Genomic DNA, 17,677 nt, shown 5'->3' with positions numbered 1-17,677 from the left:
CGGCGACTTTTGTCTACCCGCAGCTGATTGTCGGAAGGATGGTACTTGAACGCGACGTTTATTATCCCCTTCATCATTCTCGGTGGCGCATTGCAAACGTGCGGAGCGGCAATGAATGGGCAACTCTACAAACACATCGTCAATCCCTGGCTCGCGTCGACGATATCGTTTGCGCTGATTACGATCTTTTTCTTGGCGGCATTTCTCATTCGGCCCCATCCGCTGCCCAGCAGCCAGGAGCTCGCTGCGATGCCGTGGTGGGCCGTGATCGGCGGGCTTGTCGGCGCAGTGCAGGTCTACGCCGGGTTGACGCTGGTAACGACTGTTGGTGCCGGCTCTTTTGTTGGCATCACGGTCACCGCAGCACTCATCACCTCGTTGCTGGTCGACCATTTCGGCTGGTTCCGCATTGAAACTCACCCGATCAGCTTGTGGAGAATGCTAGGCGCCGCACTGATGATCGGGGGGGTCGTGCTGATCACTAAATTCTGAAACGTCGCCCCACGCGAGAGCACAGTGCAGCGTTTGTGTTCGTGGCGAGCCGAGCGGACTCACGGTTCGTGTGGTGGCGGCGGGCATGGCGAAGGCCTTGCGTGCCGATCGGCGGGATCGGCTCACTCATACGCGCCCTGCCGCTCGAAGATGCGGCGCGGATTGTCGACCAGCATGGTGTGCAGCTGTTCGTCGGTGACCCCGCGCTCCTTGAGCGCGGGGATGACGTCGTTGTGGATGTGCAGGTAGTGCCAGTTCGGCATCACCTGCGACACCAGCTCGTCGGGCAGCGCGTCGAAATAGCAGTTGGCGTCGTGCGAGAGCACCATCTTGTCGGCGTGCCCGCGCTCGCACATCTGTGCCACGGTGTTCACCCGGTCCTCGAAGGGCAGGAACGCGTCGATGCCGAAGCGGTCCATCCCGAGGTAGGAGCCGGCCGCGATGAGCTCCTCGAGGTAGCCGATGTCGGTGCTGTCACCGGAATGCCCGATGATCACCCGGCTCAGGTCGACGCCCTCGGATTCGAAGATGCGCTGCTGTTCGAGGCCGCGTCGCAGCCCGGCGTGGGTGTGGGTCGAGATCGGCACCCCGGTGCGCTTGTGCGCCTGGGCGACCGCGCGCAAGACCCGCTCGACACCGGGGGTGACGCCGGGCGTGTCCGTGGCGCACTTGAGGATGCCGGCCTTGATGCCGGTGTCGGCGATGCCCTGCTCGATGTCGCGGACGAACATGTCGGTCATGATCTCCGGGCCGCCGAGCTCGCCGCCCGGGCCGAGGTAGTGGAAGTACATGGGCACGTCGTTGTAGGTGTAAAGCCCGGTTGCCACAACGATATTCAGCTCGGTCTCGGCCGCGACGCGCGCGATGCGCGGGATATAGCGGCCCAGGCCGATCACGGTGAGGTCGACGATGGTGTCCACGCCGCGGGCCTTCAGTTCATTGAGCCGGTTGATGGCGTCGGCGACGCGCTGGTCTTCGTCACCCCACGCTTCGGGATAGTTCTCCGCGATCTCAGTGGTCATGATGAACACGTGCTCATGCATGAGGGTTACGCCTAACGCAGCGGTATCGATGGACCCGCGAGCGGTATTGAGTTCTGACACGCCACTGATGCTAGGTCGACTGGCACGTGACCAACAGGGCCGTTTTGTTCCAGGTACCCCGACGGCCGCCCTATTGCAGTACCGTCACCCTCGTCTTCGTCGAGAACCCGCTGGGAGTCACGTCATGTTGCTCAATCCGAACCACCTGCAACGCCAGTACCCAGACCGCCGTTCGGGGGAGATCATGGCCGCGACGGTGGACTTCTTCGAGTCCCGGGGCAAGGCCCGGCTGAAGTCCGACGACCACGAACGAGTGTGGTACTCGGAGTTTTTGGACCACATCGGTCAGGAGCGCATCTTCGCGTCGTTGCTGACCCCTAGCGCCTACGGGGCCGACGATTGCCGCTGGGACACCTACCGAATCAGTGCGTTCGCCGAAATCGTCGGCTTCTACGGACTGAACTACTGGTACCCCTTCCAGGTCACCGCCCTGGGCCTGGGCCCGATCTGGATGAGCGCCAACGAGGACGCCAAGCGCAAGGCCGCCGCGTTGCTCGAGGCGGGCGAGGTCTTCGCCTTCGGACTGTCGGAGCAGACGCACGGCGCGGACGTCTACCAGACCGACATGAACCTGACGCCCTCGCGGGACGGAGGCTGGACCGCCACCGGGGAGAAGTACTACATCGGCAACGCCAACGTGGCCCGGATGGTCTCCACCTTCGGGAAGTTCGACGGCACCGACGAGTACGTGTTCTTCGCCGCCGACTCCCGTCATGATCGCTACGACGTGATCAAGAACGTGGTGAACTCGCAGAACTTCGTCGCCAACTACGCGCTGCGCGACTACCCGGTCACCGAGGCCGACATCCTGCACCGCGGACCCGAGGCCTTCCACGCCGCCCTCAACACCGTCAACGTCTGCAAGTACAACCTCGGCTGGGGCGCGGTCGGCATGTGTACCCACGCGATGTACGAGGCGGTCACCCACGCGTCCAACCGCATCCTGTACGGGACCGTCGTCACCGACTTCACCCACGTGCGTCGGCTGCTCACCGACGCCTACGCGCGACTGGTCGCGATGCGGCTGGTCGCCACCCGGGCCTGCGACTACATGCGCAGCGCATCGGCCGAGGACCGCCGCTACCTGCTGTACAGCCCGCTGACCAAGGCGAAGATCACCAGCGAAGGCGAACGCGTCATCACCGCGCTGTGGGACGTCATCGCCGCCAAGGGCGTGGAGAAGGACACCATCTTCGAGGCGATGACACGCGAAATCGGCCTGCTGCCAAGGCTGGAGGGCACCGTCCACATCAACATCGGGCTGCTCGGCAAGTTCATGCCCAACTTCCTGTTCGCCCCCGACAGCGCGCTGCCTTTGATCGGCCGGCGCGACGACGCCGCCGACGACGCCTTCCTGTTCGCGCAGGGGCCCACCGGCGGCCTGGGCAAGGTGCGCTTCCACGACTGGCGCGCGGCATTCGACAGCTTCGGGCATCTGCCCAACGTCGCGCTGCTGCGCTCGCAAATCGACGTGCTCGCCGACATGCTGGCCGGCGCCACCCCGGATGCCTTGCAGCAGAAGGACATCGACTTCGCCTTCGCCGTCGGTCAGTTGTTCGCGACGGTGCCCTACGCCCAACTCATCCTGGAGGAGGCCGCGCTGTCGGGCGTCGACGAGGGGTTGATCGACGAGATCTTCGCCGTGTTGGTCCGCGACTTCAACGCCTACGCCGTGGAGCTGTCCGACAAGCCGGCGACGACGGACGAACAGGCCCGCTTCGCGCTGCGGATGATCCGCCGCCCCGCCCACGACCCCGCGTGCTACGACCAGATTTGGAAGGACCATGTCGTGCCGCTGAACGGCGCATACCGGATGCGTCCCTGAGGCTCGTCCGCCGAGTGTGCGCCCAGCCGCCCACTCCAGCTCGAGCGTGACGACAACCGCGCACTCACGGTCGAACCCCCTTGACTGTGAGCTTCCTCACAGTAGGATGACCAGTGGTCATTCAGCTGAGGAGGGGCATTGCCAACGGTCACCTGGGCACGCGTCGATCCCGCCCGTCGCGCCGCGATCATCGAAGCCGCGGAGTCGGAGTTCGGGGCCCATGGGTTCTCCCGGGGCAGCCTGAACGTCATCGCACGCCGCGCCGGGGTCGCCAAGGGCAGCCTGTTCCAGTATTTCGCGGACAAGCGTGACCTGTATGCGTTCATCGCCGACATCGGCAGCCAGCGGGTGCGCGCCTACATGGAGGATCGCATCCGCGAACTCGACTCGAGCCGGCCCTTTTTCGACTTTCTCACCGATTGGCTCGACGCGTGGGTGGCCTACTTCGCGGACCATCCGCACGAACGCGCGCTGCACGCCGCCGCGACCCTGGAGGTCGACACCGAAGCCCGCGTCAGCGTGCAGAACGTCATCCACCGTCACTACCTGGAAGTGATGCGCCCGCTCGTCCGCGAAGCGCACATCCGCGGCGACCTTCGCGCGGATTCCGACACCGACGCGCTGTTGTCGTTGCTGCTGTTGATCTTTCCGCACCTGGCACTGGCGCCCTACATGCGCGGCCTGGATCCGGTTCTGGGGCTCGACGAGCCCACCCCGGAGCAGCCGGCGCTCGCCGTGCGCCGGCTCGTCGCGGTGCTGGCGGCCGCTTTCTCGGCGTCGCCAGTCAGCTCAGCCCCTAAACGATCTGAGGAGGTCACATGAATAGAACCCGGATAGCATCGATGGCCGAGGGCGGTCTCAACTGGGACAGCTTGCCGCTCAAGCTGTTTGCGGGCGGCAACGCGAAATTCTGGAATCCGGCCGACATCGATTTCTCCCGCGATCGCGAGGACTGGGAACGCCTCACTGAGGACGAACGGCATTACGCGACCCGGCTGTGCGCCGAGTTCATCGCCGGCGAGGAATCGGTGACCGAGGATATCCAGCCGTTCATGGCCGCGATGCGGGCCGAAGGCCGGCTCGGCGACGAGATGTATCTGACGCAGTTCGCCTTCGAGGAGGCAAAGCACGTCCAGGTGTTCCGCATGTGGCTCGACGCCGTCGGCATCACCGAGGACCTGCACAACTTCCTCGAGGACGTGCCGACCTACCGCACGATCTTTTACGAGGAGCTGCCGGACTGCCTGAACACGCTGACGGTTGATCCGTCGCCGGCCGCCCAGGTGCGGGCGTCGGTGACCTACAACCACATGGTCGAAGGCATGCTGGCGCTGACCGGTTACTTCGGCTGGCACAAGATCTGCGTGGAACGCGGCATCCTGCCCGGCATGCAGGAGTTGGTGCGGCGCATCGGCGATGACGAGCGACGGCACATGGCGTGGGGCACCTTCACTTGCCGGCGCCACGTTGCCGCCGACGACGCCAACTGGGGCGTCTTCGAGACACGGATGAACGAGCTGATGCCGCTCGGCCTGCGCCTGATCGAGGAAGGCTTCGCCCTCTACGATCCGATGCCCTTCGGCCTGTCGGTGGACGAGTTCATGCAGTACGCCGCCGACAAGGGGATGCGACGCTTCGGCACCATCTCCAGCGCCCGAGGACGCCCGGTCGGCGAGATCGACCTCGACTACACGCCGCTGCAGCTCGAGGACACCTTCGCCGACGAGGACGAGCGGGCGCTGGCGGCCGTTTAGTTCGAGCCTGCGTCTAGGCCTGATGGCGGCGACCCGCTGCGCCCGGCTTCGACGGCCTGCGTCGCTAGCCGACCCAGACGGTCTTGGCGTTGCAGAACGAGCGGATGCCGAGGCCGGCGAGTTCGCGGCCGTAGCCCGATCGCTTGACGCCGCCGAACCCCAGCTCCGGGTAGGACACCGTCATCCCGTTGATGAAGACCTGGCCGGCCTCGATGTCGTCGATGAAGCGTTCCTGTTCGGCCTCGTCGTTGGTCCAGGCATTCGACCCAAGCCCGAAGGTCGTGGCATTGGCGATCTCGATGGCCTCGTCGATGCCCGACGCGCGGTACATCGAGGCCACCGGGCCGAAGACCTCCTCGGTGTACAGAGCCATGTCCTTGGCGATGTCGGTGACCACGGTCGGCGGGTAAAACCAGCCCGGCCGGTCGGGCGCCTTGCCGCCGGTACGGACCGTCGCGCCGGCCGCCACGGCGTCGTCGACCTGCTTGGCGATCTCGTCGCGACCCGACTCGGTGGCCAGCGGACCCACGTCGGTATCCGGGTCGGTCGGGTCGCCGACCTTCAAGGCCTCCATCTGCTCGACATACTTGTCGACGAAGGCTTCGTAGATGTCGGTGTGGACGATGAACCGCTTGGCGGCGATGCAGGACTGGCCGTTGTTCTGCACCCGCGCCTTGACCGCGGTCGTGACGGCCTCGTCGAGGTCCGCGGACGGCATCACGATGAACGGGTCACTGCCGCCGAGCTCCATCACGGTGGGCTTGATCTCGTCGCCGCAGATGGCGGCGACCGACTGGCCGGCCGGCTCGCTGCCGGTCAGGGTGGCCGCCGCGACCCGCGGGTCGCGCAGGATCCGCTCGACCGCGCTGGACGAGACGAGCAGCGTCTGGAAGCAGCCCTCGGGGAAGCCGCCGCGGGTGATGACGTCGGAGAGGTACAGCGCCGACTGCGGCACGTTGGATGCGTGCTTGAGGATGCCGACATTGCCGGCCATCAGCGCCGGCGCGGCGAACCGCACAGCCTGCCACAGCGGGAAGTTCCACGGCATTACGGCCAGCACCACGCCGAGTGGCTGCCAGCGGGTGTATGCCCTTTTAGCGCCGACCTTCGACGCCTCGGCGGGCTCGTCGGCGAGCAGTTTCTCGGCGTTCTCGGCGTAGTAACGAAAACCCTTGGCGCACTTCAGCGCTTCAGCCTTTGCCGACGCCAGCGTCTTGCCCATCTCCAGGGTCATCATGGCGCCGACCTCGTCGGCCTCCTTCTCCAAGAGATCGGCGGTCGCGTTTGCCCACTGGGCGCGCTGGGCAAACGTGGTGTTGTGACGGTAGTCGAGGAAGCGTTCGTGAGCGCGGGCAATAGCGGCATCGACTTCTTGATCGGTGGCCGGGGTGAAGGTCTTCACTGTCTCGCCGGTAGCCGGGTTAATGGTGGCGATGGGCACGTCGGCCCTCCTTCAATCGGATTCGTGTTGCTAGTGGCTGAAAAGTCCAACACCTAGCCTGCCACTATCGTTCCCTTAAGGGAGGTGTCGGATGAGCAAAGCCGCTGAGCTGATCGTTAAGTGCCTGGAAAACGAGGGGGTCTCCGTCGTGTTCGGGCTGCCCGGCGAGGAGAACATTCGTTTCGTGCAGGCGCTGGCCTCCTCGAGCATCCGCTACGTGCTCACCCGGCACGAGCAGGCGGCGTCGTTCATGGCGGAGATGTACGGACGGGTCACCGGACGGGCGGCGGTGGTGTCTTCGACGCTGGGCCCCGGTGCCATCAACATGCAACTGGGCGTCGCCGACGCCACCACCAACAGCACCCCGCTCGTGGCGATCTCCGCTCAGGTGGGTCAGGACCGCGAGTACAAAGAGTCGCATCAGTACGTCGACCTGGTGTCCATGTTCGCGCCGATCACCCGGTGGGCCGCCGACATTCCGACAGCGCGCGCCATACCGGAGATGGTGCGCAAAGCCTTCAAACAGGCCGAGACCGAACGCCCGGCGGCCGTCTATCTCGCCGTGCCGGAGCACATCGACGCCGATGAGGCCGACTACGACCTGAAGCCCTTGCCGCGCAACGTCGTTCGCGCCGACGCGCCGGCGTTCCGCCAGGTGGCGCGCGCGGTCGACGTCCTGCGCAACGCGAAGCGCCCGGTGCTGCTGGCCGGGCACGGCGCGGCCCGTGCCGACGCGACCAAGGCCCTGGTGCGCTTCTCCGAGAAATTCGGCATCCCGGTGGCCAACACGTTCCACGGCAAGGGCGTCATGCCCGATGATCACCCCAACAGCATCGGGGCGCTCGGGTTCATGCGGCACGACTATGTGAACTTCGGGTTCGACAACGCCGACGCCGTCATCGCTGTCGGTTACGAGTTGCAGGAATTCGACCCGGTTCGGATCAACCCCAAGTCGGACAAGAAGATCATCCATGTTCATCGCTTCCCGGCCGAGGTCGACGCGCACTATTCGGTCGACGTCGGAATCATCGGCGACATCAGCGCTTCGCTGGACGCGCTGACCGATGCGCTCGAGGACCATGTCTTCGAGGCCGATCCGGAAATCCCCGGTTCTGGTCTCCTCAATGAGGAGTTCGAACGGGGCCAACAGGATTCGCGCTACCCGCTGGCGCCCGCGCGGGTGGTGGCCGACACCCGGGCGGCGCTGGGCCGCAGCGATGTCGTCCTGGTCGACACCGGTGCGACCAAGATGTGGATGGCCCGGCTCTACCCGACGTACGAGCGGAACACCTGTTTGATCTCAAATGGGTTGTCCACCATGAGCTTTGCCCTCCCCGGGGCGCTCGGGGTCAAGCTGGCGTTGCCGGAGGCCAAGGTGCTGGCCGTCGTCGGCGACGGCGCATTCCTGATGAACTCGCAAGAGATCGAGACCGCCGTGCGCGAGCGGATCCCGCTGGTGGTGCTGATTTGGGACGACGGCGGTTATGGCCTCATCGAATGGAAGATGGACCTCGAACTCGGAGCGCACTACTACGTGAAGTTCAACAACCCCGACGTGGTGACCTATGCAGAAAGCTTCGGCGCCAAGGGATACCGGATCAACAGCGCCGAGGAGCTGCTGCCGACGCTGCGGACCGCGCTCGACGACGACGGCGTCTCGCTGATCAGTTGCCCGGTCGACTACTCCGAGAATCTGCGGTTGACCGACCGCCTCGGTGAGCTGGACGAAACGCTGTAATTCTTCCCTAAATCCATTGCCGTGCCCGGCGAGTAAATGCGGGCCTCACAGTGGGTATTCGTCGGCAATGTGCTCGCAGCCGCGTCACCGGTCATGATGGATAGATGGCGGAGCGTGATCGTGACGAAGCGGGCCGGCCGCGAAATGCCCGACCGCGCGACGCCCTGGGCCGACCACTTCCGCCGGGCAGTGCAGGCGTTTCACGCGTTCCGGATGACCTGGTGCTGGCGCCGGCCGAGACCCTCGCGTATGCCCAAGATCTGCTGGATCGAGGTCTCGCATTCAACGCTCACGAGGTTCTCGAGGCCGCGTGGAAGAACGGTCCGGACAACGAGCAGGAGCTGTGGCGAGGCCTGGCGCAGCTCGCGGTGGGGATCACCCATGTCCAGCGGGGCAACGTCAAGGGTGCAACCACGTTGCTTCGCCGCGCCTCCGGCCATCTGGCCCACGAGGATCGGCCGGCACCGCACGCTATCGATGCCGCCGGGTTGGTGGAGTACATCAACGCGCTGATCGGCGATCTCGTCGCAGGGATTGATGTCACCGCCTCGCGGCTACGGCCCCGCCTCTCTGATGTGTCCGGTAGCCCCGACAACTTCGGCGCCCGACCGGTGTAGGGGCACTGCCTACGACATCGCTGCCATCAGTGCAGGTTCAGGCACTGCCGGCGTCCGCGGGGTATGTCACATGCATGCGCTCGTCGATGACGGGTGTGGCGCCCCATTGACCGAGTCGGTGCTGACGCGGGGCGGATCCGCTCATCAGGTGCCATACCGTCCATCCTTGGGCGACAAGGCTGTTCGCGATCAATAGTCGATGGCATCGCCATGGCACGGGCTCGCCGCACATTATGGCCAGTCGGTTTGAGCGGGCCAGAGTGGTCAGTCGTGTGAGGCCGCGCTGGTATTCGCTGGTCAGGGTGTAGTCGGCGTAGTTCTTGAAGCTCGCGTTTTGCCAGCCTGCGTTGATGCTGGGATCGACGCTTTGCTGACCGCGGCGCCCCCCGAGCTCCGGAAGGTGGAGGTAACCGATATCGGCGTCACCCAGCCAGCTCGACATCTCTGCGCTTCCGAACTGTGGGCTGCGTCGCGAACCTGGCTGAGCCCGCACGTCGGCGAGCAGGTTGACACAGGCTTGATGCAGGGGCTCTAAGAAAGTCGGCACCGGGCATGTCCAGTGCCCAATGGTCCAGATCTCGCCGTGCTCGCTCATGGCTGTGTCGTGCTCGTTCTCGTCGATCTTCTCCAGGGCGTCGCCCGTGTGCACCGCGATGCGGTCGTTTGGTCGCTTTGATCTTGAGTACCCGCCAGCCGCCGCTGACATGATCGAATGGCTCATGCTGTTCCGTCAGCTCGAATACTTCGTCGCGCTCGCTCAAGAGCGTCACTTCGCGCGCGCCGCGAGCACCTGTTACGTGTCGCAGCCCGCGCTGTCGGAAGCCATCCGCAAGCTCGAATCCGAACTCAACGTCCCGCTGGTACGGCGCGGACAGAAGTTCGAGGGTCTCACTCCAGAAGGTGAGCGGCTGGTGCCGTGGGCGCGGCGCATTCTGGCCGACCGCGACGCCCTCAAACAGGAAGTGACCGCGTTGCGGGCCGGCCTGACCGGCGAACTGCGGCTCGGCGTGGTGCCAGCCGCCTCGACTACCGTTGCGCTGCTTACGGATCCGTTTTGTGCGGCACATCCGTTGGTGCGGGTTCAGCTCGAGGTCAACCTGCGCTCGGCCGGGATCGTCGAACGGATCCGCAAGTTCGAATTGGACGCGGGCATCCTGTATCCGGACCAGCAGGACACAGCCGATCTACTGGTCACCCCGCTGTACCACGAGCAGCCGGTGCTCATCGCCGCCGCCGAACTGCTTGGCGGTGAGGCGAAAATCATGGCGTGGTCCGAAGCCGTGCAGTTACCGCTGTGTCTGCTGACGCAGGGCATGCGGGGCCGCCGGCTCATCGACGACGCGCTGGCCACCCACGGCCTGCAGGTCACCCCGCAGCTGGAAACCGATTCGGTGGCCGCGCTGTTCGCTCACGTTCGCACCGGCCGGTGGGCGAGTATTGTGCCGCAACCATGGATTCACACCCTGGGCGTACCCGCTGGGGTCAGCGTGCTGCGGCTGCGGCGTCCCTCGGTCACCGCGTTGATAGCGCTGGTGACCAACAGGGCGGAGCCGGGCTCGTTGTTGGCTCGCGCGTTGCGACGGACCGCGCGCGAGGCCCGCATCGGTGCGACGCTCAGCGAGCTGCCCTAGCTGCCTTAGCTGCCCGCCTCGGGTGATCGGCGCTGCCTATCAGCCGGTCGGAATCGCGTCTTTGACACCCGGTGGGCGTCCTTCGAGACTGGTGATTGGTTCCGCTCAAGGAGGACTTCAATGGCCAAGTGTGTGATGGTGCTCTACCCAGATCCCGTCGATGGTTACCCGCCGAGCTACGCGCGCGACAGCATCCCGACGATCCACGGGTATCCCGACGGCAGCACGGTGCCGACTCCGTCCAAGATCGACTTCACGCCCGGTGAGCTGCTTGGCTGCGTGTCGGGTGCGCTGGGACTGCGCAAGTTCTTCGAAGATGCTGGGCACGAATTGGTGGTGACGTCGGACAAGGAAGGCCCCGACTCGGAATTCGAGCGTGAGCTGGCCGATGCCGAGATCGTGATCTCGCAACCGTTTTGGCCGGCCTACCTGACCAAGGAACGCATCGCCAAGGCGCCCAAACTCAAGCTGGCGTTGACCGCCGGCATCGGTTCGGACCACGTGGATCTGGGCGCGGCGAAAGAGCGCGGGATCACCGTGGCCGAGGTGACTTACAGCAACAGCATCAGCGTCGCCGAGCACGCGGTGATGCAGATCCTCGCGCTGGTACGCAATTTCGTTCCGTCGCATCGGTGGGCCGCCGAAGGCGGCTGGAACATCGCCGATTGCGTCGAGCGTGCCTACGACCTCGAGGGTATGGACGTCGGCGTGATCGCCGCCGGCCGGATCGGGCGTGCGGTACTACGCCGGCTGGCGCCGTTTGAGGTCAACCTGCACTACACCGACACCCGCCGGCTGGCACCGGACGCCGAGAAACAACTGAACGTCACTTTCCACCCCACGGTCGAGTCGCTGGCTAAGGCCGTCGACGTGGTGTCCATCCACTCGCCGCTGTACGAGGACACTCGCAGGATGTTCAACGAGCAGTTGATCTCGACGATGCGGCGGGGCTCCTACATCGTCAACACCGCCCGCGCCGAGGAGACCGTCCCGGAAGCGATCGCGGACGCCCTGAAATCCGGGCAGCTGGCGGGCTACGCCGGAGACGTGTGGTATCCACAGCCGCCGCCGCCCGACCATCCGTGGCGGACGATGCCGAATAATGCGATGACACCGCATGTTTCGGGCACCACGCTCTCCGCTCAGGCGCGGTATGCCGCCGGCACCCGGGAGATTCTGGAGAGCTGGTTCGCCGGCAAGCCCATCCGCCCCGAGTACCTGATCGTCGAGGGCGGCAAGCTCGCGGGCACGGGGGCGCTGTCCTACCAGAAGTAGGTAGGCCGTCAACCGGCGCTGGTCGCCGTCGACAGGGCCATCGGTGGCACGTAACCGCCGACCAGGGCGCGATGCCACCATGCTCGATCACGGCGCAGCTCGGCCGGCGTGGTGAAGCGATACTGGTAGAGCTGGGCCCGCACGAACCGGGGCGGTGATTCGGGAAAAGGGTTGTGGTGCAACAAGCGTAGGGTCGGCCGATCGTTCTCCAGCAACCGCCGCAAGAAAGGCTTCAGCCACGGCTGCGCGTAGCCCGGCGAGATCGCGGCGAACCACATCAGCCAGTCCAGGCGCAGATGATAGGGGGCCCATTGTCGCGGCAGCCGTCGCAGCGCCCCCGGCTTGCCCTTGAATTCGTATTCCTTCCAGACGGTTTGGGCGGTGATGAGCGCCGCGTCGGTGCCTTCGATCACCACCTCGCGGCGGATCCGTCCGATGCTGCCGAACGCCCCGTAGGTGTTGACCAGATGAAACGAGTTGAACGACATATTCATTCGTTGCCGCGACGACATCATATTCGCCAATGGCCAGTAGCTCATGAACAACACCGCGGCCGTGACCGCGGCCACCAGGCCGACGTACCACAGCGGCGTCGCCGCCAGGCCCGGATGCGCCGAAACGATGCCCTTGGGCAGGAGCATCGCCACCGTCGCGTCGTCGATTGCGCTGAACGCCAACAGGATCGTCACCCAATTGAGCCACGCGAAATTGCCCGAGGCGACCAGCCACAGCTGGGTGGCGACGATGATCGCGGCGGCCACGCCGGCCACCGGCTGCGGCGCGAACAATCCGAACGGCACGATCAGCTGCGCGAAATGGTTGCCCGCCACCTCAATTCGATGCAATGGTTTGGGCAGATGGTGGAAGAACCAGCTCAACGGCCCCGGCATCGGTTGTGTCTCGTGGTGGTAGTACAAACACGTCAGATCGCGCCAGCACGGGTCGCCGCGCATCTTGATCAGTCCCGCACCGAACTCGACGCGGAACAACAGCAGTCGAACCATCCAGAGCGTCAAAACCGGCGGGGCCACATCGTGATTGCCCAGGAAGATCATCAGGAACCCGGTCTCGAGCAGCAGCGACTCCCAGCCGAACGAATACCAGGTCTGCCCGACGTTGACGATCGACAGGTAAAGCACCCACAGCGCCAGCCACATCGCCATCGCGGCCCACAGCGGCACCGCGTCGGCGGCCCCGACGGCGATCGCCGCCGACAGTGCCGCGCCGAACCACGAGACGGCCGAAAACAGCCGATCGGAATAACGCAGGTGGAAAAGGCTCGGCGTGCGCCAGAAGGATTGCCTCGCCAAGAACTGTGGAATGGGCAGGATGCCGCGCTCGCCGATGAGCGCGCGGAACTGGACCGCGGCCGCGACGAAGCCGAGCAGGTAAATCACCGCGGCGCCGCGCTCGAGCACCAGTCTGCCCACCCAATATTCGGGTGCGGAAAACCAGTCCATGGCGCCTGACTCCTCGGTTGGTGACGGTTAAGCCAACCCGCATATCCAGTCAATCAGCCGGTAAACGGGTAGCCAATAGCCCGGCCAACTATTCGTCGCGCGGCCCCCGCGCACGTTCGGGCACCGCAACCACCGAAGCGGCAAGCACCGCAAGCGAAATCAGCGCAACCAACTGGACCCCGGCAGAATGGCCGGCGTAGCCGTCGGCCGACCGCCAGGGCTGCCGTGACAGCGCCGCCCCGGCCAGGATCAGCCCGCCGGCGCTGCACACCACGCTCAGGCGTTCCCAACGCCGCCGGCGCAGCGCGTACCGCAGGCCCAGGGCGGCCCCCATCACCACGACACCGCCCCAGCCGGCGATCACGCCGGCGGCGGCCAGCGCGGGGACGGTCGCCCATGCGCCGGGCCGCCATGGCCGCGCTGGCGCGGGTGCGTCGTCCTTTCCTCGGGTGCGCCACAGCGCGAGCATCGCCAGCAGCGGCAGCAGGGCCAGCCCCACCGCCAGGCCAGCGCGGTAGAGCGAGTTGGAGGCGAACGTCAGCGTGATGGTGCCGGGGTCGCCCGCGGGCACCACCCAACCCTGCTGCCACCCGTTGACGGCGATCGGCGTCAACCGGGTCCCGGTGCTGGTGTGCGCCACCCAGCCCGGGTTGATGCTTTCCGGGATGACCAACACCCGGGACGTGGCCGAGGCGGGCGCCTGCACTTCGCGGCGAGCCGGACCCCAGGCCCGCCATGACGAAACACTCACCGGCCGTGCGGCTTCGGGGGTGACGGGGGTGGTCAGCTCGGCTCCGTCCACGACGAACTGAGCGCCGGGGCTGACCAACAGCTCCTGTTGGCCCGCGGGCAGTGCGATCGGGTCGCGCTCGCAGGGCACCGCGGCCAGCGGCGCATCATCCAGGATGGCCCCCACGGTGGTGTGTATCGCGGTGTGCACGAACCGGCCCGCGACCGCGATGACGGGTCCGTGGTCGCAGCCGACGGTGATCTCCCGGGTGCGGTTGCGGGCCGCGTCGGCGGGCGCGATCACGTTGCCGTCGGCGCCCAGCGCCGCGACCTCGGCCAACCCGGGTGGCTTGAGCTGGTCGAAACCCAAAGCGTTGCGGTCGATGATGTCTTCCCAATTCAGCAGGCTGATGGTCACCGTGTCGGTCATCCGGGGTTTCAGCGGCACAATCTGCGCCCCGTCGGGTCGCACCGCGGCGGTTTGCGGGCCATCGCCCAGGTTGATGGCCACCATCGTCGGGTGCGCGGGCAACGTTGACCGGCTCGGAGCGAGTCGCACCCCGGTGACCTCGGTGGGGCGGGGCAGCGTGAGGGTCAGGGTCGGCGGGGTCTTGTGCTGCACCACCCGCTGCGGCGCCGTCCACGCGGTGGCCGGGTCGCCGTCAGTGGCCGCGTACGCCGAGCCGAGAACATCGACCGTATCCGAATCACCATGAGCCACAGTGACATTCGGCTCGGTGATCAGGTCGGCCAGCTTGGGGCCCTGGCGCGGCCGCACCCACACCGTCGGGGTCACCGATGTCGCCGTCGGCACGGTCAGCGTCCGGCTGAAATTCACCGGTTCCTCCGGGGCCAGGGCCATCGACGGCGCGCAGCGCATACCGTCGGGCGCTTGGGCGCAACCCGGTCTGCCCAGCAGTTCCGGTCCCAGGTCCCACCCCGTGACCGCCGATCCCGGCGGCGGTCCGGGCACCCGCGCGGTGTGCCGCAGTTCGACCTGGTGGGCGAATCCCGCGGCGTCGTACTGGGTGATCGACAGGTCGGTGATGCCGAACTGCACCCCGGCGGATCCGTCGTCGGTGCCCGCGGCGGTGATTCGCACCCACGGGGTCTCGCCGTAGGGGAGTGCCGCGGCAAGCGGCTTGCCCGGCTCGTCGAAGCGCAAAGTGGTGCTGCCGGTGGCAGTTTCGATCAGGATGCGGCGCACCTGGGCGCCGACGGCGGTGGCGCTGGGCGTCAGCGTGATCGCCGCGTTGGTCACCGGGTGGTCGAAATCGATCTGCATCCATTGACCGACGGCGGCCTGCAGCGAGTTCGACACCCAGGCGGTCGCCGAGTCCCCGTCGATCGCCGAGGCCGGCGAGTTCGCCGGTGCGACGTCGGGCATCGCGGTGGAATCCGACGACGAACTCGATACCGTGATCCGCCCGCCGGTCCAGGCGCCGGCGACCGGGTCGGCGCCGGGGACGGGGTAGTCGGGCACCCGGTTGTAGGTGTGCCGCGCATCGCCGGGGGCGCGGATCGCCGACGAATGTTGGTCAACCCGGCCATAATCCGTCTCCCGGGCCACCGGGGTGTCGGTGATGGTCACCCCGGCATTCATCGGCAGCCCGGCGCCCCGCGCGTCCGCGGTCAGCAGCGCCGGGCCCAGCGGCGGCTGACCCAGCAGGCGCCGGCGCTCGTCAAGACGCAGCAGCGCCTCGGGCCCCCCGTCGACCCGGGCCAGCCGGTCGGTATCGACGAAATACGGTGTGGCGGGGTCGCTGGAATCGGTGTCGCCGCCAACCCGATAGATCTCGACCGCCGGATATCGCGGCCGCAATCCGCTGTCCGCGACGAAACCCGCCAGGGTGCCGGGCCCCACCGGCGCGCCGAACTGTGCGACCTTGCGCAGCCCCGGTGATCCGTCGACGGCGCGGTGCACCAGGATCGGGCGCGCCGAGCGCGACGTGTCGGGGTCCAGATCGTTGCGCAAGGCCACATAGGAAATACCTTGGCGAGCAAGGGTATCGGCCAAGCCCGCCGAGGGGCGGCCGGCGGCGAACAAGCGCTGCACCGAATCCAGCGCCCGAATGGTCTGCGGCGGGGTCAGGGGAATGGAATCGCGCACCCCCCACGGGCTGGCGCCCAGCACCTGCAGCGGCTCGTCGTGGCTGGTGCCCCACACCTGGGTGGCGAACGGTGCCCCCGGAACCACCAGTACCCGCCCGGGTGCCGGCGTCCCGGTGTTGTGCTCGGTGAGCCAGTCGGCGGCCTGGTGCCAGTACTGCGGGATCGTTGTGAAGGTCCCCGGCGGGGCCAGCCGACCGGTCCACGCCAGTGACGTGCTGACCATCAACGCCGTCACGACGACGATCGCGGCCGCGACCCGTTTGTCATGCTCGGGGTGCCCAAAGGCCCGCAGCCACACCAACAGTGGCGCGCTGCCCGGCAGCGGTATCCGGCCCAGCAGCTGCGCGAGGCCGAGCACCACCGGGATCCTGATCACCGAGCCGAGCTTGTGCACGTTGCGCAACGGGGCGCCCCCGGCGTCCAGGAAGGCCTGCACCGCGTGCGCCAGCGGGGAGCCCAGCCCGCCGCTGTATCCGGCGGCCATCAACACCACCCCGACCAACAGCATCGTCACCAGCCGCCCGCGGGCCGGCATGGCCGGGTTCGCCAGCCCCGCCAGTCCGGCCGCCGCGACCAGGCAGGTCCCCAGCACGGCCGCCGACCCGGTCACCAGCGGAGCGCCCGCGGTGGCGGTCGGCGCAACGTACGGCGTCCAGCTGTCGGTACCCCGCAACATCTCGACCAGTGACGACCATTGTGTCGTCACGCCGGAGGATTCGATGAAGTCCAGGAACGGCGGGCTGATGGCGCGCAGCATCACCAGCGCCACCACCCACCACAGCGTGGCCAACAGCAGCGCCACCAGCCACCACCCGGTGTACCGCCACCACAACCGGTTCGGGCGGTGGCACGCCCACCAGATCACCGCCGGCAGGCAGCCGGCCAGGGTCGCGATGGCGTTGACCGCGCCCATCAGCGCCACGGCCAGGCCCGCCTGCCCGGCCAGCGCCCGCACCGACCGGGCTGAAGTTGATCCCGCGGAGCCGCGCAGGGCAAGGATCGTGGGCAGCAAGACCCACGGCGCCAACATCATCGGCCATGTCTCCGACGAGATCGATCCGAGCGTGGTCAGCACTCGCGGCGACAGCGCGAAGGCGACCGCGGCGATCACCCGTGACGCGGGGCTGCCGATCCGCAGCGCCTCGGCGACCCGCAACAGCCCCCAGAAGCCGACGGTGAGCAGCAGCGCCCACCACAGCCGTTGGGTGATCCAGCCGGGCACGCCCAGCGCATGGCCGAGCAGAAAGAAGGTGCCGTGCGGAAACAGGTACCCGTAGGCCTGGTTCTGCGCCTGCCCGAACGGGAGCTCGCTGTTCCACAGATTGGTCGCCCGGGCCAGAAAACGCAGCGGGTTGGCGGTCAGGTCAAGCTTGGTGTCGGGGGAGATTCGCCCGGGGGACTGGATGAACGTGAGGGCCAGCGCGATCGCGCCGACCAACCACAGCCACCGGCGCGACACCGGCCCAGCCGCCGAGCATGAGACCGGCGTTGCGGTCCCCG

At 66.9% G+C, this 17,677-nt stretch carries 13 protein-coding genes; 8 read left to right on the top strand and 5 right to left on the bottom strand.

Annotated elements, in window-relative coordinates:
• The first annotated feature begins 45 nt into the window (after positions 1-45).
• Entirely contained in the window at positions 46-492 is a 447-nt protein-coding gene (locus VFW69_RS05735; RefSeq protein ID WP_526499040.1) for a DMT family transporter, read from the top strand.
• 122 nt (positions 493-614) lie between these two features.
• On the opposite strand, the gene VFW69_RS05730 is transcribed toward VFW69_RS05735, so the two are convergent.
• Entirely contained in the window at positions 615-1,595 is a 981-nt protein-coding gene (locus VFW69_RS05730; RefSeq protein WP_526499038.1) for a phosphotriesterase family protein, read from the bottom strand.
• A 124-nt stretch (positions 1,596-1,719) separates the two neighbouring features.
• Here VFW69_RS05730 and VFW69_RS05725 point away from each other — a divergent pair, with 124 nt between their 5' ends.
• The 3 genes from VFW69_RS05725 (at position 1,720) to VFW69_RS05715 (ending at position 5,174) form a co-directional block, all read left to right on the top strand.
• Positions 1,720-3,420: an acyl-CoA dehydrogenase family protein gene (locus VFW69_RS05725; RefSeq protein WP_526499036.1), complete on the top strand. Its 1,701-nt coding sequence runs from the start codon at positions 1,720-1,722 to the stop codon at positions 3,418-3,420.
• Between the two features lie 138 nt (positions 3,421-3,558).
• Positions 3,559-4,242 (top strand): TetR/AcrR family transcriptional regulator, encoded by a 684-nt coding sequence (locus VFW69_RS05720; protein WP_526499035.1) that lies wholly within the window; start codon positions 3,559-3,561, stop codon positions 4,240-4,242.
• Entirely contained in the window at positions 4,239-5,174 is a 936-nt protein-coding gene (locus VFW69_RS05715; RefSeq protein WP_526499033.1) for a R2-like ligand-binding oxidase, read from the top strand. The genes VFW69_RS05720 and VFW69_RS05715 overlap by 4 nt, the downstream gene beginning before the upstream one ends.
• Positions 5,175-5,238: 64 nt before the next feature.
• On the opposite strand, the gene VFW69_RS05710 is transcribed toward VFW69_RS05715, so the two are convergent.
• Entirely contained in the window at positions 5,239-6,615 is a 1,377-nt protein-coding gene (locus VFW69_RS05710; RefSeq protein ID WP_526499031.1) for an NADP-dependent succinic semialdehyde dehydrogenase, read from the bottom strand.
• A 91-nt stretch (positions 6,616-6,706) separates the two neighbouring features.
• Between VFW69_RS05710 and VFW69_RS05705 the strand changes: the two genes are divergently transcribed.
• Together VFW69_RS05705 and VFW69_RS05700 are read left to right on the top strand one after the other, a co-directional pair.
• A complete protein-coding gene (locus VFW69_RS05705; RefSeq protein ID WP_526499029.1) occupies positions 6,707-8,353 on the top strand; it encodes an acetolactate synthase large subunit in 1,647 nt (548 codons plus the stop codon).
• 104 nt (positions 8,354-8,457) lie between these two features.
• Positions 8,458-8,970, top strand: a complete 513-nt coding sequence (locus VFW69_RS05700; RefSeq protein WP_526499027.1) for a DUF309 domain-containing protein — start codon at positions 8,458-8,460, stop codon at positions 8,968-8,970.
• 37 nt (positions 8,971-9,007) lie between these two features.
• On the opposite strand, the gene VFW69_RS05695 is transcribed toward VFW69_RS05700, so the two are convergent.
• On the bottom strand, positions 9,008-9,565 hold the full coding sequence (locus VFW69_RS05695; protein ID WP_526499077.1) for a DUF488 domain-containing protein: 558 nt from the start codon (positions 9,563-9,565) through the stop codon (positions 9,008-9,010).
• A 124-nt stretch (positions 9,566-9,689) separates the two neighbouring features.
• Here VFW69_RS05695 and VFW69_RS05690 point away from each other — a divergent pair, with 124 nt between their 5' ends.
• On the top strand, positions 9,690-10,601 hold the full coding sequence (locus VFW69_RS05690; protein WP_526499075.1) for a LysR family transcriptional regulator: 912 nt from the start codon (positions 9,690-9,692) through the stop codon (positions 10,599-10,601).
• Between the two features lie 120 nt (positions 10,602-10,721).
• On the top strand, positions 10,722-11,876 hold the full coding sequence (locus tag VFW69_RS05685) for an NAD-dependent formate dehydrogenase (protein WP_526499025.1): 1,155 nt from the start codon (positions 10,722-10,724) through the stop codon (positions 11,874-11,876).
• A gap of 8 nt (positions 11,877-11,884) precedes the next feature.
• On the opposite strand, the gene VFW69_RS05680 is transcribed toward VFW69_RS05685, so the two are convergent.
• Positions 11,885-13,336, bottom strand: coding sequence for a lipase maturation factor family protein (locus VFW69_RS05680; protein ID WP_526499023.1), 1,452 nt, complete (start codon positions 13,334-13,336; stop codon positions 11,885-11,887).
• Positions 13,337-13,424: 88 nt separating this feature from the next.
• Positions 13,425-17,636, bottom strand: coding sequence for an alpha-(1->3)-arabinofuranosyltransferase domain-containing protein (locus VFW69_RS05675; RefSeq protein ID WP_526499021.1), 4,212 nt, complete (start codon positions 17,634-17,636; stop codon positions 13,425-13,427).
• Between the last annotated feature and the right edge of the window lie 41 nt (positions 17,637-17,677).

Source organism: Mycobacterium sp., from assembly GCF_036273375.1.
Classification (GTDB): domain Bacteria; phylum Actinomycetota; class Actinomycetes; order Mycobacteriales; family Mycobacteriaceae; genus Mycobacterium.
The sequence above is the reverse complement of the archived record's forward strand: the minus strand, read 5'-3'. Positions and strand labels throughout refer to the sequence as shown.